At 36.6% G+C, this 23,467-nt stretch carries 13 protein-coding genes; 12 read left to right on the top strand and 1 reads right to left on the bottom strand.

What is annotated here, in order from left to right:
* Positions 1 to 3 precede the first annotated feature (3 nt).
* The 12 genes from P2086_RS01180 (at position 4) to P2086_RS01125 (ending at position 20,166) form a co-directional block, all read left to right on the top strand.
* Complete coding sequence (locus P2086_RS01180; RefSeq protein WP_317898593.1) at positions 4 to 2,124, top strand: PASTA domain-containing penicillin-binding protein; 2,121 nt, start codon at positions 4 to 6, stop codon at positions 2,122 to 2,124.
* Between the two features lie 59 nt (positions 2,125 to 2,183).
* Positions 2,184 to 3,647: a UDP-N-acetylmuramoyl-L-alanyl-D-glutamate--2,6-diaminopimelate ligase gene (locus P2086_RS01175; protein WP_317898592.1), complete on the top strand. Its 1,464-nt coding sequence runs from the start codon at positions 2,184 to 2,186 to the stop codon at positions 3,645 to 3,647.
* The gene (gene mraY, locus P2086_RS01170; protein WP_317898591.1) at positions 3,648 to 4,910 is read left to right on the top strand and encodes a phospho-N-acetylmuramoyl-pentapeptide-transferase; all 1,263 of its coding nucleotides are present in this window, start codon (positions 3,648 to 3,650) and stop codon (positions 4,908 to 4,910) included.
* Positions 4,907 to 6,256 (top strand): UDP-N-acetylmuramoyl-L-alanine--D-glutamate ligase, encoded by a 1,350-nt coding sequence (gene murD / locus P2086_RS01165; protein ID WP_317900240.1) that lies wholly within the window; start codon positions 4,907 to 4,909, stop codon positions 6,254 to 6,256. Before mraY ends, murD begins: the two co-directional genes overlap by 4 nt.
* Positions 6,257 to 6,281: 25 nt before the next feature.
* Positions 6,282 to 7,433, top strand: a complete 1,152-nt coding sequence (locus P2086_RS01160; RefSeq protein ID WP_317898590.1) for an FtsW/RodA/SpoVE family cell cycle protein — start codon at positions 6,282 to 6,284, stop codon at positions 7,431 to 7,433.
* Between the two features lie 51 nt (positions 7,434 to 7,484).
* The gene (gene murG / locus P2086_RS01155) at positions 7,485 to 8,594 is read left to right on the top strand and encodes an undecaprenyldiphospho-muramoylpentapeptide beta-N-acetylglucosaminyltransferase (RefSeq protein ID WP_317898589.1); all 1,110 of its coding nucleotides are present in this window, start codon (positions 7,485 to 7,487) and stop codon (positions 8,592 to 8,594) included.
* Positions 8,594 to 9,976 (top strand): UDP-N-acetylmuramate--L-alanine ligase, encoded by a 1,383-nt coding sequence (murC, locus tag P2086_RS01150; RefSeq protein ID WP_317898588.1) that lies wholly within the window; start codon positions 8,594 to 8,596, stop codon positions 9,974 to 9,976. Before murG ends, murC begins: the two co-directional genes overlap by 1 nt.
* Positions 9,973 to 10,785, top strand: coding sequence for a cell division protein FtsQ/DivIB (locus tag P2086_RS01145; RefSeq protein WP_317898587.1), 813 nt, complete (start codon positions 9,973 to 9,975; stop codon positions 10,783 to 10,785). Before murC ends, P2086_RS01145 begins: the two co-directional genes overlap by 4 nt.
* A gap of 52 nt (positions 10,786 to 10,837) precedes the next feature.
* Entirely contained in the window at positions 10,838 to 12,199 is a 1,362-nt protein-coding gene (gene ftsA, locus P2086_RS01140; protein WP_317898586.1) for a cell division protein FtsA, read from the top strand.
* A 59-nt stretch (positions 12,200 to 12,258) separates the two neighbouring features.
* Positions 12,259 to 13,845 (top strand): cell division protein FtsZ, encoded by a 1,587-nt coding sequence (gene ftsZ / locus P2086_RS01135; protein WP_317898585.1) that lies wholly within the window; start codon positions 12,259 to 12,261, stop codon positions 13,843 to 13,845.
* A gap of 121 nt (positions 13,846 to 13,966) precedes the next feature.
* Positions 13,967 to 15,109: a lipid A deacylase gene (locus P2086_RS01130; RefSeq protein WP_317898584.1), complete on the top strand. Its 1,143-nt coding sequence runs from the start codon at positions 13,967 to 13,969 to the stop codon at positions 15,107 to 15,109.
* A 92-nt stretch (positions 15,110 to 15,201) separates the two neighbouring features.
* Positions 15,202 to 20,166 carry a T9SS type B sorting domain-containing protein gene (locus P2086_RS01125; protein ID WP_317898583.1) on the top strand — a complete coding sequence of 1,655 codons (4,965 nt, stop codon included), beginning with the start codon at positions 15,202 to 15,204 and terminating at the stop codon, positions 20,164 to 20,166.
* A gap of 207 nt (positions 20,167 to 20,373) precedes the next feature.
* Here P2086_RS01125 and P2086_RS01120 read toward each other — a convergent pair whose 3' ends face one another.
* Positions 20,374 to 23,283, bottom strand: coding sequence for a leucine--tRNA ligase (locus P2086_RS01120; RefSeq protein ID WP_317898582.1), 2,910 nt, complete (start codon positions 23,281 to 23,283; stop codon positions 20,374 to 20,376).
* Between the last annotated feature and the right edge of the window lie 184 nt (positions 23,284 to 23,467).

Here is a 23,467-nt window from a genome sequence, read left to right as displayed (position 1 = left end):
TTATTGGAAAATAAAAAAAACATACTCACGCGTACTTACCTCACCTACATTTTTATGTGTGTATTTGCTTTAGGCATTTTATACCGTATTTGTGTCATTCAGTTTGTTGAAGGGGCAGAATGGAGAGCTAAGGCTGATGCCTTTACTACAAAGGTAGAGGACATGGAAGCTGTGCGTGGAAATATTTTTGATGCCAACGGGGCTTTATTAGCAACGTCTTTACCTTACTACGAAATAGCGTTTGATATAAATACACCGGCAATCACTGAAAAATTATTCAAGTCAAATCGCGATTCCTTAGCATTGTTATTAAGTGAATTATTTCACGATAAAGGACCGCGCGAGTATCTCACTATATTAAACAAAGCACGTAAGGATAAAGACCGTTATGTTCTTTTAAAACGTAATGTTTCCTACAAAGATCTTCAAACATTAAAAACATTTCCAATTTTTAGGAAGGGCAGACGAGGAGGTTTAGTGACTTTACAAACAAATCGTCGTGAACGTCCTTTTCAAATGCTTGCGGGCAGAACTATTGGCATGTCGCGTGTTGGAATTCAACCTGTTGGTTTAGAAGGTGCGTTTGATACTGTTTTGATGGGCGTTAGTGGAAAACGTTTAATGCAAAAAATTGCAGGTGGAGTTTGGCGTCCAATCAACGATGAGAACGAGGTTGAGCCAAAAGATGGCAGTGATCTTTATACAACAATAGATATCAATCTTCAAGACGTTGCTACTCATGCCTTATTAAAAACTTTATTGAAAAACGAAGCGTCACATGGTTGTGCTATTTTAATGGAGGTGAAGACAGGAGCCATAAAGGCCATTGCAAATCTTACAAGAAGTAAAAATGATTCGGTTAGCTATAATGAAAGTTTTAATTATGCTATTGGTTATCCAACAGAGCCAGGGTCAACATTTAAGTTAGCGTCAATGCTAGCGGTGATTGATGATTACGGTGTAAGTCTGGACGAGAAAATTGTCGTTGGAAATGGCGAATGCACCTATTATAATAAAACAGTAAAAGATGCACACGCGCCAGACGAGCCAATATTAACTGTTCAACGTGTTTTTGAAACATCGTCTAACGTTGGCGTTACAAAACTAATCACTAAATATTACTCTAAAAACCCACAACAATTCGCTGATAAATTGGGGTCTTTTCACCTGAATAAAAAATTGGGTTTATCTATTCCGGGCGAAGGCGTTCCACGTATTCCACAAACAAAAACAAAATATTGGTCTGGCGTTACCTTGCCGCAATTAAGTTATGGCTACGAAAGTTTAATTACACCTCTTCAAACACTCACCTTATATAATGCAGTTGCTAATGACGGCCGCATGGTGAAACCGACTTTTGTAAAGGAGATCAGACGTAATGGCATAATTGTGAAGCAGTTTGAAACGGAAGTATTAATAGAACATTTAGTAAAACCAGAAACAATTCGTAAAGTAAAAGTTATGCTGGAAGGTGTTGTTTCAAATGGTTCGGGGAAGTCGTTAAACATTACAGCATTTAAAGTAGGTGGAAAAACAGGAACAGCACAAATTGCTAGAAATGGAACGTATGGGAGAGTGGGTGAGCGTTTATACCAAGCTTCTTTCGTTGGATATTTTCCAGCAGAGAATCCACTTTATACATGCATAGTTGTAATCAACTCGCCAAGTAATGGGGTGTATTATGGTGCAGCCGTTGCGGGACCAGTATTTAAAGAGATTGCTGAGAAAGTGTATTCAAGCAGTTTAAATTGTATTGAGCCAGTTAACAATGGAAATAAATTATTGACAAAGGCGCCTGAAGTAATTACAGCAAAATCAAATGAGTTGGGAAGTGTTGCAAGCGCATTTAAAATTCCGGTAAAAAGTTCGAATTCAGAGAGTTTTGTCAAACAAAATAAACCAGATGCAGGAAAGTGGGAGTTATCAGAAACGGATTTACAAGCGCAATTAAGAAAAGGAATAATGCCGAATCTATCTGGACTTTCAGCTAAGGACGCTTTATTCTTATTAGAGAACAACGGTTTTTATGTTCAGCTGCAAGGTTTTGGAAGTGTAAAAAAACAAAGTCTTGAAGCTGGGCAGAGATTTAGTAAAGGGAATAAGATTGTGTTGACACTGGGATAAGGTTTAGAATCAAAATATAAGAAACAAGAGCCAAGAATAGATAGACAAGATATAAGAGAATGAAATTACTAAGCGAAATATTATACAAAGTGAGACTAGAAGAAGTCATTGGCTCCACGCACATGGCTATCTCCTCCGTTGTATCTGATTCGCGAAGGGTGAAAAAGGGATATTTGTTTGTTGCAACGAATGGTGTTTCGGTTGATGGTCATCAGTTTATTCAAAAAGCAATTGAGGCAGGAGCCGTTGCCATTGTTTGTGAAGAAATCCCTGAAAACAGAATTGAAGGAGTTAGTTATGTAAAAGTAACGGATTCAACTTTTTCGCTTGGAATTATTGCTTGTAATTTTTACGATAATCCTTCAACGAAATTAAAAATAGTTGGAGTTACCGGTACCAATGGCAAAACAACAACTGTTACTTTATTATTTAATCTTTTTAAATCGTTAGGGTATTCTGTTGGATTATTATCTACAGTTCAAAATAAAATTAATGGTACAATAATTCCTTCAACACATACAACTCCAGATGCTTTAGCGCTCAATGAATTGCTTCGTACGATGGTAGAGCAAGGTTGTGAGTTTGTATTTATGGAAGTGAGTTCACATGCAGTAGTGCAAAATAGAATTGCGGGAATTGTTTTTGCAGGTGGAGTCTTTACAAATATTACACACGATCATTTAGATTATCATAAAACTTTTGACGAATACATCAAAGCAAAAAAAGGTTTTTTTGATATGTTGCCTTCTGATGCTTTTGCACTTGTAAACAAGGATGATAAAAATGGTTTAATAATGCTGCAAAACACAAAAGCAAAAAGACACACTTATGCTTTAAGAAACATTGCGGATTTTAAATGTAGAATAATTGAGAATCACCTTGCGGGTTTATTTTTGAATATTGACAATCAAGAAATCTGGGTAAAGTTAATCGGAACCTTTAATGCTTACAATGTACTTGCCGTTTACGCCACTTCTGTTTTATTAAAACAAGATAAAACAAATATTCTTACTGCATTAAGCAATTTAAATTCTGTTGAAGGTCGTTTTCAATACGTAAAATCTCCAAATGGAATTATTGGAATTGTTGACTACGCGCACACACCTGATGCTCTAAAAAATGTACTTGAGACAATAAAAGATATCCGTACAGGAAATGAACAAGTGATAACTCTTGTGGGATGCGGTGGAGATAGAGATTCAGAAAAACGTCCTGTTATGGCGGCTATTGCATGTGAGTACAGTAATAGAGTAATTCTAACTTCTGATAATCCGCGGAGTGAGGATCCTGAACTTATTTTGGATCAGATGCAAAAAGGCGTTAATCCCGTTGACGTAAAAAAAACTTTACGCATTACAGATAGGAAGGAAGCTATTAGAACTGCCTGTAGTTTGAGTAACAAAGGAGATATTATTTTAATAGCTGGAAAGGGACATGAGAAGTATCAAGAAATAAAAGGAGTGAAACACAGTTTTGATGATTTGGAAATTTTAAAAGAAACCATTAAAAACCTCGGAATATAAATGTTGTATTATTTATTTAATTATCTCGATAGAGTTTTTGACTTCCCAGGAGCAGGTGTATTTAACTACATCTCGTTCCGAGCAGCGATGGCTTTGATTACATCATTAATTATTTCGTTGGCGTTTGGTAAAACCATTATTGAATTTATTCGTCGCAAGCAAATTGGAGAAACAATTCGTGAATTAGGTTTGGAAGGTCAGACCCAGAAAAAAGGGACTCCAACTATGGGAGGACTTATTATTATCGGTGCTATCATTATTCCAACTCTATTATTCGCAAAGGTTCATAATGTATACATTCTTCTTATGTTAATCACAACAGTGTGGCTTGGTGCAATTGGTTTTTTAGATGATTACATAAAAGTATTTAAGAAAGATAAAGAAGGACTAAAAGGAAAATTCAAAATCATTGGTCAGATTGGAATCGGTTTAATTGTAGGTTGTGTTTTATATTTTCATCCAGACGTGGTTGTGAAAGAGCGCGTGTTGTCTACTTCAAAAGATTTGGGCACAATTTCATCAAACGTAGAGAACAAATTAAATAGCCCGAAGTACGCCGAAACACCGATTAAAACTTTAAAGACGACCATTCCTTTTTCTAAAAACAATGAATTGGATTATGGGAAATTTATTTCATGGGCTTGTGATGACTGTTTAAAATATGGTTGGATCATATTTATTCCGATGGTTATATTAATTGTGACTGCAGTTTCAAACGGCGCTAACATTACCGATGGTATAGATGGGTTGGCTGCGGGAACGAGTGCTATAATTGGTACCGTGTTAGGAATTCTCGCTTACGTTTCTGGTAATACGGTTTTTGCGGATTATTTAAATATCATGTACATACCAAATTCAGGTGAGTTGGTTGTATTTATTGCTGCCTTTATTGGTGGGTGTATTGGTTTTCTGTGGTATAATTCGTTTCCTGCACAGGTATTTATGGGTGACACCGGAAGTCTTGCTATCGGTGGCATAATAGCAGTGTATGCGATAGCTATTCGTAAAGAATTACTTATTCCGATTTTATGTGGCGTGTTTGTAGTAGAAAATTTATCTGTGATCATGCAGGTGTATTATTTTAAATACCAAAAGAAAAAACGAGGACTCGAATTTGCGCAGGCCAATCGATTATTCAAAATGGCACCACTTCATCATCATTATCAAAAAGTTGGATTTCATGAATCAAAAATTGTAATGCGATTTTTTATCGTTGGAATTGCCTTAGCGGTATTAACGTTTGTAACACTTAAGTTGAGATAGTGGTTAAGCGACTTGTGATATTGGGTAGTGGAGAAAGTGGAGTTGGTACGGCAATACTGGCGAAACAAAAAGGTTTTGATGTATTTGTTAGTGACAAGTCATTGATTAAAGAGAAGTATAAAAAACAATTAATAGAAGAAAATATTTTGTACGAAGAAGGAGTACATACAGAGGAATTTATTTTAAACGCCGATGAGGTGGTTAAGAGCCCTGGTATTCCAGATAAAGTGGAACTCGTGCAGAAATTGAGAGCGAAAAGTATTCCTGTGATTTCTGAAATTGAATTTGCAGGTCGTTATACGAATGCGAAAAAAATATGCATAACAGGATCTAATGGTAAAACAACAACAACCATGTTGACGTATCATATTTTGAAAAAGGCAGGTTACAATGTTGGCTTGGGGGGAAATGTAGGAAAGAGTTTCGCTTTACAAGTAGCACGCGAGAATTTTGATTATTATGTATTAGAACTGAGTAGCTTTCAGTTAGACGGTATGTTTGATTTTACTGCAGATATTGCGGTACTTCTAAATATCACACCCGATCACCTAGATAGGTATGATTATAAATTCGAAAATTACGTAGCATCAAAATTCAGAATTACTCAAAACCAAAGCAAACAAAATTATTTTGTGTACAATATTGATGATGTAACAATCACCAACTACATGAGCAATCACAAAATCAATGCAACCGCAATCCCTTTTAGCATCAAGCAACCAATTGATGGGGATGGCGCTTTTTTAAATGAAAACCAAATAACCCTTAATTATAAACCAAACCAAAACCCCTTAATTATGACAATTGAAGAATTAGCATTGCAAGGTAAACACAATGTTTACAACAGCATGGCAGCGTCAATGACTGCCCGTATCGTGGATGTTCGCAAAGAAATTATCCGCGAAAGTTTACAAGATTTCCAAAACGTAGAACACCGTTTGGAATTCGTTGCGTCTATAAATGGTATTGAGTTTATTAATGACTCAAAAGCAACAAACGTAAACTCAACTTGGTATGCACTCGAAAGCATGGAAAAGCCGGTGGTATGGATTTGTGGTGGACAAGACAAAGGAAATGATTACAACGAATTGTTAGAGCTTGTGAAAGGTCGTGTGAAAGCAATCGTTTGTTTGGGGAAAGACAATAAAAAAATAATCGCAGCATTTAAAGATGTGGTTGATATTATTGTTGAAACAGACAATGCATCTGATGCTGTTGCTGCTTCGTACAAAATAGGTAAGAAGGGTGATGTTGTATTGTTGTCGCCTGCTTGCGCAAGTTTTGATTTATTTCAAAATTATGAAGATAGAGGTATGCAATTTAAAGGAGCAGTAAGATCTCTCTAAATTTCTATTTTAAAGTACAAGACAGATGAAACTTTTTAACTACTTAAAAGGAGATAAGGTAATATGGGTAATCATGTTCATTCTTTCCTTGCTTTCTGTTTTAGTAGTATATAGCGCCGTTGTTACACTTGCATATAAATTTAAGCAGGGTAATGCTGAATTTTATTTAGTGAAACACTTTGTCACAATTGCATTGGGGTTTGGTATTGCATATGTGTTTCATAAAATAAAATACACGATGTTCAGTAAAGTGGCACAAATTGGTTTTATTCTTTCTATTCCTTTATTGATATACACATTACTTAAAGGTGTAAGTGCTGGTGAAGCTTCGCGTTGGATTGAAATTCCAGGTTTGGGATTAACGTTTCAATCTTCTGACATTGCTAAGCTTATGCTATTAATTTATGTGGCGCGTGTTCTAACGACGAAAGCAAAAGAACTGGTAGATTTAAGGTCGGTTTCAAAATATCTTCTATTGCCCGTGGGACTTGTTTGTGTTTTAATTTTGCCAGCCAATTTTTCTACGGCGGCTCTTTTATTTTTCAATTGCATGATATTAATGTTTGTTGGAGGGGTTAAGATTAATATACTTGCGAAAATTTGCGGACTATGTCTTGTTATTGGCGCAATACTTTTTTCATGGGTTTGGTTAGCTCCAGAAACATTTCCAAGTAGACGCGCTACAACTTGGAAAGCGCGGATTGAAAATTATTCAAAAGGAGATACAGAAAGCAATTATCAAAGTGAGCAAGCCAAAATTGCAATTGCAAGTGGTGTAATCGGTAAAGGTCCTGGAAAGAGCACGCAGCGAGCTTTTTTACCGCAATCATCATCAGATTTTATTTATGCAATTATTATCGAAGAGTATGGATTGCTAACTGGATTTCTGATACTTTTTTTATATATGATCTTATTGTATAGGGGCATAAAAATAATGAGAGATAACGACAAACCATTTGGAGGACTCGTAGCAATTGGTTTATCATTTAGTCTCGTTTTTCAGGCTTTAGTAAACATGGCCGTTGCGGTGAATCTTTTTCCTGTAACCGGACAACCTTTGCCTCTTGTAAGTATGGGTGGAACATCCATTTGGTTTAGTATGATTGCTCTCGGAATAATTTTGAGCGTGAGCAGGGGTTCAGAGGATAAAGACGAAGAAAGATTAGAAACCGCATAAACGCATTTAAAATCCTTCAAACTCTGGTGTTTGAAAAATATCTTTTAGGTTTTGAAAAAATTAAAAGTCATATTAAGTGGAGGAGGTACTGGGGGACATATTTTCCCGGCCGTTTCTATCGCTAATGAACTTAAGAAACTTGTCCCGGACATAGAAATTTTGTTTGTAGGTGCTTTAGGAAAAATGGAAATGGAAAAAGTTCCACTAGCGGGTTACCAAATTATTGGTGTTCCAATAGCAGGACTTCAGCGGAAGTTAACTTTAGCCAACTTAAAACTTCCATTTTTAATTATTCAGAGTTTATTAAAAACACGAAAAATTATTAAGGAATTTCAACCCGATGTAGTTGTTGGAACGGGTGGTTACGCGAGTGGCCCACTTTTAAGAGCAGCAACCTCTAAAGGAATTCCAGCTTTATTACAAGAACAAAATTCTTATGCAGGAATCACCAATAAATTACTCTCAAAAAAAGCGAGTAAAATTTGTGTTGCTTATGAAGGCATGGAAAAGTTTTTTCCAAAAGAAAAAATTATTTTAACCGGTAATCCAGTAAGGCAAGATCTTAAAGATGTGCGAAGTAAACGGGAGGAAGCCTTGTCTTTTTTTAAACTCGATCCAAGTAAAAAAACAATTTTAGTCATTGGCGGAAGTCTTGGTGCAAAAACAATTAATGAAGCATTAGGTGTGGGGTTACAAAAACTAGTAGAAAATGATATTCAGCTTATCTGGCAAACTGGGAAGGGATATTATCAAACAGCTAAAGATCAAACTAAAAGTTTTTCAAAAAATAATATTAACGCTCTTGATTTTATTTCACGCATGGATTTAGCGTATGCTGTTTCAGATATCGTGATTTCGAGAGCTGGAGCAAGTTCAGTTTCCGAATTATGCAATATTGGTATTCCCTGTATTTTGGTGCCTTCTCCAAATGTGGCTGAAGATCATCAAACAAAAAATGCTATGGCTTTGGTTAACAAAGAAGCTGCAGTGTTGGTGAAAGATGCGGAAGCGAGACAAACATTAATTCAAGCCGCTATAGAATTGATTACAAACGAACAACGTCAGGTCGCTTTAACTAACAATATTAGCAAAATGGCCTTTTTTGATTCAGCGAATGTTATTGCAACAGAGGTTTTAAAATTAGCGAACTACACACTATAATGAACATACTAAACTATAAACTATATTATTTTTTAGGTGTAGGTGGAATTGGAATGAGTGCATTGGCACGTTTTTTTAATCATTATAAAAAAGAGGTTGTCGGCTACGATAAAACGGAATCAGATCTCTGTAAGCTTCTGACTAAAGAGGGAATTACTAATCACTATGAAGAAGACCTTACGCAGCTTACGTCTTTTTTGAAAAATTACAAGAAAGAAGAGGTTTTAATAGTTTATACTCCCGCGGTGCCAAAAGAACATTCAGAGTATCAGTATTTACTCGAGAATGGTTATACAATTTTAAAGCGATCGCAAGTACTTGGTGAAATAACAAAACAATTTAAAACCATTGCCATTGCTGGCACTCATGGTAAAACCACCACCACAACATTGGTGACTCATCTTTTAAAAAGTGCAGGAATTAATTGCTTTTCTTTTATGGGCGGAATTTCAAGCAACTATAATACAAATTTATTATTAGGAGATGTAAACGACACGAATGCTTATGTTGTTGTGGAAGCAGATGAATACGATCGTTCTTTTTTAACGCTCCATCCTGAAATAGCTGTAATTACGAGTGCCGATGCTGATCATTTGGATATATACGGAGATCTGAATCATGTTAAAGAAAGTTACACGCTATTCTCGAAGCAAGTGAAGAAAAATGGTGTTTTAATTGTTAAGAAAAATGTTGATAACGATTTGAACCTCACGGACGAAAGAATCATCTACTCGTTAAATTTAGATACCGAATATTGTGCACAATCAATAACTGTTGAGAATGCACAGTTTTTTTATGACATAAAAAGTCCAATTGAGTCTATAAGCAACGTCACACTTGGTTTACCCGGTTTGCACAATGTTGAAAATTCAATAGCTGCGGTTGCAATTGCGCAGCAGTTAGGCATAAAAGGATCAGTCATAAAAGAGGCATTACGTTCTTTCACTGGCGTTAAACGCCGTTTTGATTATAGAGTAAAAACCGAAAAAGTAGTTTACATAGATGATTACGCACATCATCCAGAAGAACTAAAAGCTACGATTGGGTCTGTGAAGAAATTATATCCTGGAAAAAAAATAACGGGTATTTTTCAGCCGCATTTATTTAGCAGAACGCGTGATTTTGCTGATGCGTTTGCTGAGAGTTTAGACATGTTGGATGAATGTATTTTACTTGAAATTTATCCAGCGCGAGAAAAACCAATTGAGGGAGTAAATTCCAGTTGGTTATTGAGGAAAATGAAGTTGAAGGATAAGAAGCTATTATCAAAAATTGAAGTGTTGGAGGAGATTAAAACTAACAAAAGGGAGATAATTGTGACGATGGGAGCTGGTGATATTGATTCGTTGATTGCACCAATTGAAAATATATTAAGGCAGTGAGAAAAATAAATTATAGAAGAGTTTTAGTTACCGTTCTTTGGATTATTGCAATTGCAGGTCTTGGCAGTTCACTCGCCTTTGTATCTAAAAGCGAAAGGAATATTGTAGCGAATACACTTACTGTAAATATTCAGAACAACGATGAAAATTTCTTTTTAAACGAAAACGATATCAAGGCGTTTTTTAAGGAGAGAAATGACTCACTTCTTTCATCGAGATACGAGAACATCAACGTTCCAGAATTGGAAAAAGCCTTAAACTCTCATCCGGCTATTGAAAATGCAGAAGTATCAGCTGATATGAATGGAGAAATTAAAGTAGAAATACTTCAACGGACTCCTGTGCTTCGCATTATTAATAAAAATGGAGAAAGTTATTACATTGATTCGCAGAGTAAATTAATGCCATTGAATCAAAATTATTCAGCGCGAGTGATAGTAGCCAACGGAGAAATTAATGAGCCCTATTCAAGACGCTATGAATTTTCGGTTGATCAAATTAAAAAGAGTAAGGTGTTTAAGGATGTAAGTGTGCTTGACGATTTATTGGATGTAGCTAATTTCATAAATGCAGATTCTAGTCTTTCACAACTTATTCATCAGATTTATGTGAATGCCGAAAACGAATTAGAATTATTTCCTGCAATTGGTAATCATAAAATAGTGTTTGGGGATGCGAAAAATATTCCTGAAAAGTTTAACAAACTTAAATTATTTTATACTGAAGGCTTGAGTAAATCAGACAGCTGGACAAAATATTCCGCTGTCAATTTAAAATATAAAAACTTGGTAGTTTGTACCAAAAAATAATAATGAGCAGCGCATCCCGATAGCTATCGGGACGCTTCACAACATAAAACGTATGGAAAAGAAAACAACACCAACCAATCCAAATCTAGCCTCTGAGCTAGTTGTTGGCTTAGATCTTGGAACAACTAAAATTGCAGCAATTGTTGGGCGTAAGAATGAATTTGGAAAAGTTGAAATTCTTGGTATTGGAAAATCTGAATCCTTGGGTGTAAACCGTGGTGTGGTTGTAAATATTGAACAGACTGTAGCGTCTATAAAAACTGCCGTGGCTATGGCAGCTGATAAAGCAAACGTGGATATTGGTGAAGTGATTGTTGGTATCGCTGGTCAGCATATTAAGAGCATGCAACACCGAGGAATGATTACGCGTCAGAGTTTAGACGATGAGGTTAATCAAAAAGATATTGATAATTTAATCGATAACATGCACCGTTTGGTGATGAGTCCGGGCGAAGAAATTATTCATGTTATTCCTCAAGAATATATTATTGATAGTGAATCTGGAATTAAAAATCCTATCGGTCATGCCGGTATTCGTTTAGAAGGAAATTTTCACATTATTACAGGACAAGTAAGTGCAGTAAAAAATATATTCAAATGCGTTGATCGTGCAGGCCTTCAAACAGTGGATTTACATTTAGAGCCGCTAGCAAGTGCAGATGCAGTGTTAAGTGATGAGGAGAAAGAAGCTGGTGTTGTGTTAATTGATATAGGCGGTGGTACAACGGATGTCGCAATTTTTTACGATGGAATTATTCGTCACACTGCTGTTATTCCTTTTGGTGGAAACATTATTACCGATGATATTAAAGAGGGTTGTGGAATTATAAAAACACAAGCTGAACAATTGAAGATGAAATTCGGCTCAGCACTTTCACAAGAGAATCAGGAAAATGAAATCATTTCTATTCCAGGTTTACGTGGACGTCCTCACAAAGAAATTTCAGTAAAGTTTTTAGCACAAATTATACAAGCGCGTATGGAAGAAATTCTTGAGTTTGTATTGTTTGAAATTAAGAGTAGTGGTTTTGAACGTAAATTGGCTGCAGGAATTGTAGTAACAGGTGGTGGGTCTTTATTAAAACATTTACCACAATTAGTAATGCTTACTACAGGAATGGATTGTCGTATTGGAACACCAAACGAACATTTAGCTGGAAATGATGATGAGTTAAAAAATCCTTTGTTTGCAACAGGTGTTGGATTAGTAATGAAAGGAATTGAGAAATACGAACGTGATTCGAAGCGTGGTTCCAATCTTGCTAAACAAGAAGTGGAAGTAGAAGTTGAAAGTTCTGCCTCTAAAAAGAAGGATAGCAAAAAAGTAATCGGTCATTCACAGAAAAAAATTGGCAGCTTTTTTACAACATTGATTGATAGAACAAAAGATTGGATGAGTGACGATATTGAATAATTAAAATACAGTATAAAATAAATAACAGAAAATAAGTAATAACCAATAATAAGAAGACCATGATGCAATTTGAATTACCACAGGAAGAGAAATCAATCATTAAAGTGATTGGTGTAGGCGGCGGCGGAAGCAATGCCGTTAACCACATGTTCCGATTAGGAATTAAAGGTGTGGATTTCATCATCTGTAATACGGATAAGCAGGCTTTAGAAAAAAGTCCGGTTAAAAATAAAATCCAATTGGGTGAAAAATCTACAAGAGGTTTGGGTGCGGGTTCTATTCCGGAAGTAGGACGTGATGCTGCTTTAGAATCGATTGATGAAATAAAAAGTTATTTTGACGACGATACTCAAATGGTATTTATTACCGCTGGTATGGGTGGTGGAACCGGAACAGGTGCTGCACCTGTGATTGCGAGTATTGCTCGTGAAATGGGAATACTAACGGTTGGTATAATTACGATTCCATTTACATTCGAAGGAAAAAAACGTCGTGCACAAGCTGAGGCAGGATTAGAGGAAATGAAAAAGTACGTTGATACTTTATTAGTTATTGGAAACGATAAACTGCGTGAGATCTACGGTAACTTAAAAATGAGCGAAGCTTTTGAGCATGCAGACGATGTGTTAACAGGTGCAGCAAAGAGTATAGCTGAAATCATCAGCTTGCACATGCATATCAACGTTGATTTCAATGACGTGAAAACAGTTATGAAAGATAGCGGTGTAGCAATTATGGGATCTGCTGTAGCAAGCGGTGAAAAGCGCGCTATCAAAGCGGTTGAACAAGCCTTAAACTCTCCTTTACTAAACGATAATGATATCAGTGGTGCTCGTCACGTGTTATTAAACATTATGAGCGGAAGTGACGATATCGATATGGATGAATTTGGTGATATTACCGATTTTATCCAAGAGGCAGCTGGTGGAACCGCCGAATTAATTACTGGTTACGGCACCGACGCATCTTTGGGTGATAACGTAAGCGTGACAATTATTGCTACTGGTTTTAAATCAAAAGCTACTACTGGCTTTGAAGCACCAGTTTTCAAAGAGCGTAAAATTGTAAACCTCGACGAAAAAACTGAGTCTGTTCAGGAAGAAGCTAAACAGACAAATATTATTGATGAAATAAAAAATAATGAGCCATTTGTTTATACAAAAACAGAGAGTGAGCCGGAGAACCTTATTTCACCAATGCACCAGGCAGATGGACCTGTTAAGGAAAGAGAGTCTAATCCAACTCCTAAACAGGAAGTTAATAATGTTGAAGAAACCGAAACAAATCTTCCAGTTCAGGAGTTTACATTTAATACGATAACTGACGAAAGTGAAAAAACCCCTACAAGTGAAGTGAAGCAAGAAGAAATGCAGAATACTAATCACGAAGCTGTGAGTAGAGAGGAACAAATTAAATTGGCGCAGGAGCGTATTCGTAGACTAAAGGACATTACATTAAAGATGAAAAGTCCAGAAGGGCTTGCAGCATTGGAAAAACAAACTGCTTTTGAGCGCAAAAATATTGTGTTGGAGAATAAAACGCCAAGTACAGAATCGAATGTTTCTCGTTACACTTTAAGTGAAGGAGATGACAAGAAAATCGAAATCCGTCCGAACAATTCATTTTTACACGATAACGTAGATTAAAAAAATCTAAAATTTATAAAAATGGAGGCCAAGTTGGTCTCCATTTTTTTTTTTGAAAAGAGTGCGTAAAAGCACTAATTTTAACTAAATATGCTTAAGTTTATAAAGATAATTTAAACCAGTGCGCGCATCTCTCATAATTTTTCTTATTATTCTTTCATCAAGATGTTACTCTCAATTAGATAATTCTTCTTTATTTTTTAATTCTAAAATTGACACTAGTCGAGAGAAATCACTTTTCGTGAAAATTCAAAATTTGTGTTTTTTAAAAAACAACGAATACTCAAATGTGATGTTTGATGGTTACACCCTTTTTGGTTTCCAGCTTAATCCTCAGTTAGGTTATCAAATCTCGAAAAATTTAAGCATTGAAGGTGGTGTTTTTTTAAATAAGGATTTTGGTAATAAGAATTTTACAGAAATAAAACCTACATTTTCATTACGTTACAATAAAAATAATTTTAAAATGATTTTTGGAAACCTTGATGGTAGCCTTAATCACGGCTTAATAGAGCCTTTATATAATTTTGAGCGTGTAATGAGCAACAGATTGGAAAATGGTTTGCAATTTACACTCAATAAAAACCGTTTCGATTTTGATTTATGGATTGATTGGTTGAATGCCACATACAAAAGAAGCGGTGAACAAGAAAAATTAATGGTTGGCCTTAATACAAATGTTTTTAAACATAAAAATGATCAATGGGAATTTCGCTTACCTTTTCAGGCTGTTCTAATTCATAGGGGCGGACAGTTGGATACAATAAGTGCTGGCTCACACACAGATTTAAATTATGCTACAGGAATAGTTTTGACAAAAGAAATAAAGTCGAGATTTATTGAAAATGTTTTTATAGATGCACGCTACGTTTTAAGATCCAATAATTTTTTTTACGAGTCAACGGAGATTAAGAGTTGGGGTGACGGTTTTCTTGGTAACATTGGTTTTAATGGTGCATATAAAACGAATTTACTTTTCTCTTATTGGTATTGCGAGGCCTATTACAATGAGCTTGGCGGTGATATGTATTCAAGCAAATCAAGAACCGTAGCCTACTCTTCTTATTATTCAGAACGTATAAGAGAATTATTGATTGTTAGACTAACCAAAAAAATAGAACTAGTAAAAGGAATTAATCTCGCACTTCGTGTTGAGCCCTATTATGATTTTCGCGATGATCAATTAGAATATTCTTACGGATTTTATATTTCGATTGACGAAAAAATTTGGTTGAGAAATCGACTAGTACTTTCTTCAGATTAGGGAGTTGTAGAAATACCTGCTGTAAATTAGGTTCTTTTGTTGACAGGAAATAGGATGAATTATCCTATATTTGTTATAAAGTTTCTCACCCAATGCGCGTTTTATTTTTAATTTTTTTTTCTTTTTTAACCGTAGTAAGTGATGCACAAATTCCTACTAGTGGCTTGGTTGGTGCTTGGCCATTTAACGGAAACGCAAGTGATGTTTCGGGAAGCAATAATCATGGAACGGTTTTTGGGGCAACTTTAGTTCCTGATCGATGCGGTGTGCCAAATGCCGCCTATAGTTTTAACGGGTCAACTAATTACATACAAATGCTTACAACGGGTCCGACTGGGACTCTTTCCAGATCAGTGTCTTTTTGGGCTAAAACCACTAACACTATAATAAATTCACCTAAGGCGTCGTTTGCATATGGATCTGCTACGGGCGCAAGTGATGGTTTTGAAATTGTTTGGAACTATTGTGCACGAGGTGTAGGATTGGATTTATCGAATCAGGCTTTAATAAAAAGTAATAGCTGTGTCGCAGATGGGCAGTGGCATCATATCGCGATCGTATACAATGCTACAGTTAGCACAATTTACAGTACCGTTAATTTTTATGTTGATGGCGGTTTGTTACCAGGAATAGTCTGTAACGTTAGTGGTACAAATGCTTCAATAAATACAGGTACTGTTTTTCCTGTTATAATTGGATGTAATATTCAAGGTATAGTGAGGCATTTTTTAGGCTCTCTGGATGATTTCTATTTATATAATCGTGCTATAACCGCTACTGAAGTAATGCAGTTATACACATACACAACCTGCCCTTCACCCGTTTTTGGCAATACTTTGGTTTGCCCTGGATCTACTAATATATATAGTGTTGCACCTATAAGTAATGCCAGTTACACATGGAGTCTTCCAGGTGGGTGGACAGGAAGTTCCAGCACAAATACAATAAGTGTTACTGCAGGTTCTGGTTCTGGGACTATAAGTGCGACTGCCTCCAGCACTTGTGGCATATTTCCTACAGCAACTCTTGCGGTTAATACTTTGTCATTACCATTGTTAGGCGTCAGCTCAACAAATTCTTTTCTTTGTACAGGAGGGTCCGCAACGTTAACTGCCTCAGGAGCCAATACTTATACATGGTTACCAGGCGGATCAAATAATGCAAATCTTAATATTTCTCCTATGAGCACAAGCGTTTATACATTAATCGCCAATGCTTTGAATAGCTGTTCTGCAACTGTTAACTACACACAAATAGTTGTGAATAATGCTAATGTTGTTTCGTTTCCGCCTCCTTCCTTATGCAGTGGGAGCACGGTGTCGCTTTCTGCTTCGGGAGCTGATACGTACACGTGGCAGCCAGGTAATTTAACAGGATCAATAGTCACAGTTGCACCACTAGTAACCACCAGTTACACTGTTATTGGGTTTTCAGTGCCTGGTTGCACAGGTTCAGCTATTGTTCAGGTGTCTGTGCCATCAGCTTTAACATTAAATATTGCATCAAGTTCTCCAACAGCTTGTTTAGGGAACAGTATCACCTTTTCAGCAAGTGCATCGGGTGGAATTCCTGGTTATCAGTATAATTGGGTAGGAGGGCCGTCTAATCCAATTAAACAAGTTACGCCTTCAGTCTCAGGAACGTATATGTATACTGTTACAGCTTTAGATCAGAACACTTGTTCAGTAACTCGAACAGTATCTGTTAATTTTGCACCGGCCTTTACAATGACACCTACTTTCATTGCAATATGTCCTGCAACCACAACAACCCTTTCGGTATCGGGAGCAAATACATATACCTGGTTGCCAGGTGGTACTCTTGGTAGCACTAATGCGGTATCACCTACTAGTCTGTCCGTATATACAGTAATAGGAACATCTATAGCAGGCTGTACGGCTTCTGTTACGAAAACTGTTTCAATTAAACCAGCACCAACTCTTTCATTTGTAACAGCAACAATCACATGCGGAAGTTTGGGTTCTGCAACCGTTTCTGCAAGTGGAACACCAGGACCGTTTTCATATTCATGGTCACCGGTAACTCAAACTGGATCTGTTGCTGTCGGTCTTTACCCTGGTACACATACAATATATGTTTTTGATGCAAGTACTGGATGCAATTTCGCCCCAACAACAAGTTTTATTCCGCTCATCCCGTTAACGGGTACTGTAACAGCTACTCCGAGCCTTACCTGCTTTGGTATTAATACAGGTACGGCTGCCATTACTTTGTCAGGAGGTTCAGGCGCACAAAGTTATTCATGGAAAGATGTTAATGGAATTCAAACGGGATCTATTGGAACGAATTTGGCAGCAGGGGTTAATAGTATAACTGTGATTGATGCTTTAACTTTTTGCACTCTTACACACACTTTTCTAATCACACAGCCTACAGCTTTCACACTTAATATTATAAGTAGCTCCCCTTCTGTTTGCATGGGTGGGAGTATTACTTACACCGCAAATAATTCTGGAGGTACTCCTTCGTATAGTTACAATTGGATAAATGGACCAGGTAATAATATAAAATTAGTAAATGAAAGTTTGCCTGGTAATTATATTTACACTGTTACCAGTACAGATGCAAACAATTGTAGTGCCACAAATACAATACAAGCAAATTTTATTGCTAATCCAGTTGTAAGTGTTACTAGCAGCTCAATTTGTCCTTTAGCGAATGCCACATTAGTTGCATCGGGTGCTAGTAGTTATTCTTGGTCAAGTGGCTCAACATTGAATCCATTAGTTATTAACCCAACTGTAAATACCCAGTACACCGTAATAGGCACTGCTTCTGGTTGCACATCCTCTGCAACAAGCGATGTTTTTCTAAAATCTATTCCAGTAATCAGTTATTCAACAAATGCACCTGTCTGTGAGTCGGGTTTAGTTTCTCTTGCATGTCTTAGCACTCACTCATTGTATAGTTGGTCCGGCCCATTAAGTTATAGTTCTTCCGCCGCTGTTGTTAGTCTGTATTCTGTTACACCCGCAATGAATGGAAATTATACTTTAAGAGTTACAGCCGCCAATAGCTGCACTGCTTCGGTTGGTATACCAATTATAATTTATCCTACACCACCTATTTCACCTCTTTCGAGCACAGTTTGTCAAGGTCAAATATTAAGTTTGTACGGTAACTATGTTCCGAATGCAACTTATCTATGGTTAGGTTCGGCCAATTATTCTTCCGCCATTCAAAATCCTCAAAGAATTAATTCAGATACGTCAATGACGGGGCATTATACTCTGCAGATAACATCTGCTCAGGGTTGCACAAATATAGCAACGGTCAATGCTTCTGTTGTTTCTAATCCAATTCCGGTTATTACTTCAAGTAATAGTGTGTGTGTTGGTTCAAATCTTGTTCTCAACGGTTCTGGAGGAACAAGTTATATATGGTTTGGCCCAAACGGTTTTGGTAGTTATTCGCAGAATCCTATTCTTTCGAATGTTGGATTAGTGGCTGGTGGAAACTATACTCTGCATGCCATTATCGGACAGTGTAATGTTAGCACTACAAAATATATTACAGTTAATCCAAAACCGAGTTTTACTATTTCGTCTGATGTTCCTATTTGTGAAAAAACAAACTTGCTCCTAAATAGTAGCATATCTGCTTTAAGTTATTCGTGGAGTGGCCCGAATGGTTTTGTTAGTAATGTGTCGGGACCTTATATTTACTCTGTGTCGCTTATGCAATCAGGAGTATATTCGCTCAATGCAACAGACGCTAACGGTTGTGAAGGTGTTGCTACTATATTTATCTCAATCTTACCAGCCCCTATTTCTATTGTAAAAGATGCCTCAGTTTGTGTAGGAAACTCTGTAACAATTGGAACTTCGGCTAATGGTGTTAGTTATTTGTGGAGCGGTCCACAAAATTTTACAGCCACAGGTAATCCTGCTTACGTTCCTGTTGTTGATAATATGCACTCCGGAATTTATTCTGTAACAGTTGTTGGTTCAAATTCTTGTTCAATCACATCTACATTGAATGTAGTAGGCTTTCCGTTTCCGTTGCCAATACCTTTAATATCAGGCCCTACAAAAGTATGTATGAATTCAATAATGACCTTATCAGGTTCTGGTGGAACAAGTTATGTATGGTCTGGTCCTGAAAGATTTAATTCAATTTCAAAGGATATTAGTATTGAAGTAAAAGGTACAAATGTTGCAGGAATCTTTACATTAAGTGTAAGGAATGAAAGTAATTGTGTCGCCTCTTCTACTGTTTCAATAGCTGTTTATGAACTTCCAAATGGATTAGTATTAAGTAGCAAGAATAATATATGCCAACCCTTTTGTGCTGAATTTGCATTTAAAGAACTAATAAATACAGCCCCAGTTCTTTCTCATGAGCTGTATATAGATTCAAAAAAAATCATTGACACGAGTGGAAAGTTTTGTTTTATAGATGCGGGTAATTATACAGCTAGTGTATCGTACAAAGACACTAATAATTGTGTTAATACTTCTACTTTGCTTATCACGGCTTATCAAAAACCGAAAGCAAATTTTGAAGCGATTCCTTTAAACCCAATTGCGGGTATAGATAAAGTACAGTTCTATAATACTTCTTACGGAGCGGGATTAAATTCTTGGGACTGGTTTGTATCAGGTTCGGATACTCTACACAGCAATGAAAAAGAGCCAAATTATTTGTATGAATTTCCTGGAAAGTATCCTGTTGTTTTGATTGCTAAAAATAGGTGGGAATGTGCAGATACAATGATAAAAGTTTTAGTAATAGAAGATGACTTTAATTTGTTTGTGCCAAATGCATTTACCCCAAATGGCGACGGATTAAACGATATTTTCCTACCAAAAGGCCATGGTATTACAAAGTATTCAATCGAAATATATGATAGTTGGGGTGAGAAAATATTTCAGTCTAACAATTTTAGTAATGGCTGGAACGGAACTTATAAGGGTAAAGATTGTCCTACAGATATTTATATTTGGAAAATTTCTGTAACAACCGAGCAAAGAGAAACGAAAACTTCAACAGGTCATTTAACACTTCTTCGTGGCGAGAAAAATTTGGAGGATTAATTCAATCTGTGTTGTAAATGAATTTTATAGTAGAGCGTATCTAAATTCTCTCAGTGCTGCTTTGCCTTTGTTTTTCCATTTTAAACAGTGCACGTTTTACCACAGAGTATCGCTGAGGAATAAAGGAGTTTCGCGGAGTTACGTTATTCTCTGTGTTACTCTGTGCCTTCTTTGTGTTACTCTGTGGTTAAAAACGAAGGCGAATTACTACACCACGAAGTTTACAATCTTCTTCGGAACAATAATAATTTTCTTAGGAGTTTTCCCTTCCAAATATTTTTGGACTTCCTCTCTACTCATCACTTCTTTTTCAATTTCAGGGATAGTTAAGGTAGCTGGTAACTCAATACTAAAACGCATTTTACCATTAAAAGAAACCGGATACGTAAAACTATCTTCTACTAAAAACGTTTCGTTACATTCTGGAAACTTTGCAAAAGCAATACTTTCTTTATGACCAAGCTGACTCCATAATTCTTCAGCAATGTGCGGCGCATACGGAGATACCAATACTAACAAAGGTTCTAAGATAGCACGTTTGTTGCATTTTTGTTCGGTGAGTTCGTTTACACAAATCATAAAATTACTCACCGAGGTATTAAACGAAAAACGTTCAATGTCTTCTGTAATTTTTTTAATGGTTTTATGTAAGGTTTTTAATTCTGCTTTGCTTGGTTCAGCTTCAGAAATAGTTAAAGTGTTATTCTGATAAAACAACTTCCATAACTTCTTTAAAAACCCTGAAACCCCTGTAATACCATTGGTATTCCAAGGTTTACTTTGTTCTAAAGGACCTAAAAACATTTCGTAGAGACGTAAAGTGTCTGAACCAAATTTTTCACAGATAGAATCAGGCGTCACAACATTATACCAACGTTTGGACATTTTCTCAACTAAACTTCCGCATTTTAGTTTTGTTATTCCTTCTTCAGTTAGAAAGTAAGATTCTTTAAAGTCACTTCTCCATTCTTTTAGTGTATCGATTTCGATTTCATCATTTTCAACAATGTTAACATCAATATGGATTTCCGTAATTTCTGGACACGAAGAAATTTGAACTTCTTGATCAGTAAATATTTGATTTAATGTTTCGTTACAGTAGTTTATGAGTTTGGAAGTTTCGTCAGGATCTCCATGAATGACTTTGTCACGGCAATCCTTTGAAATAATAATTTGAGGAAGTTTCATAGTATCAAAAGGTTTGCCAGAAAAAGCCCATAAAACTCTATAAACAAAATTACTCCGCCCCTGTATCATCCCTTGATTAATCAACTTCTTCGCAGGCTCATCCACACCAATCAATCCCAAATCATTTAAAAATTTTGTCCAGAAACGTACATACAATAAATGTCCTGTAGCGTGCTCGCTACCACCAATGTATAAATCTACATTTTGCCAGTAATCTGCCAACTGCCCACTCACAAACTGTTTACTGTTCTTAGAGTCCATGTAACGTAAAAAATACCAGCTGCTTCCTGCCCAACCTGGCATGGTGGTATTTTCGTAATCGTACTTGCCGTCTTTTTTCCAAGAGGTAGCGGCGCGCGCCAATGGCGGTTCGCCATCTTCCGTTGGTAAATATTTATCTACTTCTGGTAAAATCAAAGGTAATTCGTTATCCGCTAAAGCATGTGGAATCCCATCTTTGTAATAAATCGGAATGGGCTCTCCCCAATAACGTTGTCTGCCAAAAACGGCATCACGCAAGCGGTAATTCGTTTTTCCTTTTCCTAGTTTTTTGTTTTCAATTTCTGCGATTGCTTTTTTCAAAGCCTTTTTTACTTCTAATCCATTTAAAAAATCAGAGTTAACTAATTTTCCTTCTTTTGCATCATACGATTCTTTAGAAAGATCACCACCAGAAACTACTTCTAAAATTGGTAAATTAAAATGTTTTGCAAAAGCATAATCACGCGAATCATGTCCCGGTACCGCCATCACAGCGCCTGTGCCGTAACCAGCTAAAACGTAATCACCAATCCAAATCGGAATTTGTTTCCCGCTAAATGGATGCTCTACATAAGCTCCAGTAAACGCGCCACTCACTTTTGTAACATCCGCCTGACGTTCACGCTCACTGCGCATTTTTGTTTTGGCAACGTACTCTTCAATTTCAGATTTTTGTTCTGTCGTCGTAAGCTTTGCCACTAGCTCATGTTCCGGTGCAAGAGTTACAAACGAAACTCCAAAAATAGTATCAGGGCGAGTAGTGAACACTTCTATTTCAACCTTTGAACTTTGAACTTTGAACTTTAAGGATGTCCCCTCACTTTTCCCAATCCAATACCTTTGCGATTCTTTTAAACTCTCTGGCCAATCAATTTTTTCCAAACCATCCAACAAACGCTGAGCATAAGCTGTAATACGCATGTTCCATTGTTTCATTAATTTGCGCTCCACAGGATGTCCACCACGCTCACTCACACCATCTTTCACTTCATCGTTTGCTAAAACTGTACCAAGCGCTGCGCACCAATTAACATAGGCTTCGCCGAGGTAAGCAATACGGTATTGCATTAAAAGATCGGATTGTTCTTTCTCGTTAAAAGCTTTCCATTCAGTTGAAGTAAAAGATTTTACATCTTCGTCACAAACTGCATTTACTGCAGCGTTACCGTTTTTTTCAAATTCAGAAATTAGACTTTCTAACTTTTCTGCCTTGTCGGTATTTTTATTGTACCAGCTATTAAACAATTGAATAAAAATCCATTGCGTCCATTTGTAGTATTCAGGGTCAGAAGTACGCACTTCGCGATCCCAATCAAAACTGAATCCGATTTTATCCATTTGCTCGTGGTAACGGGCAATATTTTGTTCGGTTGTAATTTTTGGATGCTGACCCGTTTGTATCGCGTATTGTTCAGCCGGTAATCCAAACGAATCGTAACCCATTGGATGTAACACATTAAACCCTTTATGACGTTTGTAACGCGCCATAATATCAGAAGCAATATAACCTAAAGGATGACCCACGTGTAAACCTGCGCCAGAAGGGTAGGGGAACATATCGAGCACGTAATATTTTGGTTTGTCAGAAGTATCTTCGGCTTTAAAGGTTTTATTCTTGGCCCAAAAATCCTGCCATCTTTTTTCTATCTCTGTAAAATTGTAATCCATAGGTATTGCTTGAAGGCCGCAAAGATAAGGCATAAAAAGCGCTTATCAAAAACCAAAATGATGTTCAATTTGGCACATAGTACATCTTTTTTATTTGGGCGCAACCCATAAAGCGCATCCTCTTCACACTTGCATTAGCTTTATGGGTCGGGCTATTTCGGGCTTCGCTTCGCTACGGCTTTTT

The organism is Aurantibacillus circumpalustris, assembly GCF_029625215.1.
GTDB classification, from domain to species: Bacteria; Bacteroidota; Bacteroidia; order B-17B0; family Aurantibacillaceae; genus Aurantibacillus; species Aurantibacillus circumpalustris.
This window is presented reverse-complemented; position numbering and strand designations above follow the sequence as displayed.

Excerpts from the sequence above, each read along its gene's own strand:
- P2086_RS01175 (WP_317898592.1), top strand. The coding sequence starts at position 2,184 with ATGAAATTACTAAGCGAAATATTATACAAAGTGAGACTAGAAGAAGTC.
- mraY (WP_317898591.1), top strand. The coding sequence starts at position 3,648 with ATGTTGTATTATTTATTTAATTATCTCGATAGAGTTTTTGACTTCCCA.
- P2086_RS01160 (WP_317898590.1), top strand. The coding sequence starts at position 6,282 with ATGAAACTTTTTAACTACTTAAAAGGAGATAAGGTAATATGGGTAATC.
- murC (WP_317898588.1), top strand. The coding sequence starts at position 8,594 with ATGAACATACTAAACTATAAACTATATTATTTTTTAGGTGTAGGTGGA.
- ftsA (WP_317898586.1), top strand. The coding sequence starts at position 10,838 with ATGGAAAAGAAAACAACACCAACCAATCCAAATCTAGCCTCTGAGCTA.
- ftsZ (WP_317898585.1), top strand. The coding sequence starts at position 12,259 with ATGATGCAATTTGAATTACCACAGGAAGAGAAATCAATCATTAAAGTG.
- P2086_RS01125 (WP_317898583.1), top strand. The coding sequence starts at position 15,202 with ATGCGCGTTTTATTTTTAATTTTTTTTTCTTTTTTAACCGTAGTAAGT.
- P2086_RS01120 (WP_317898582.1), bottom strand. The coding sequence starts at position 23,283 with ATGGATTACAATTTTACAGAGATAGAAAAAAGATGGCAGGATTTTTGG.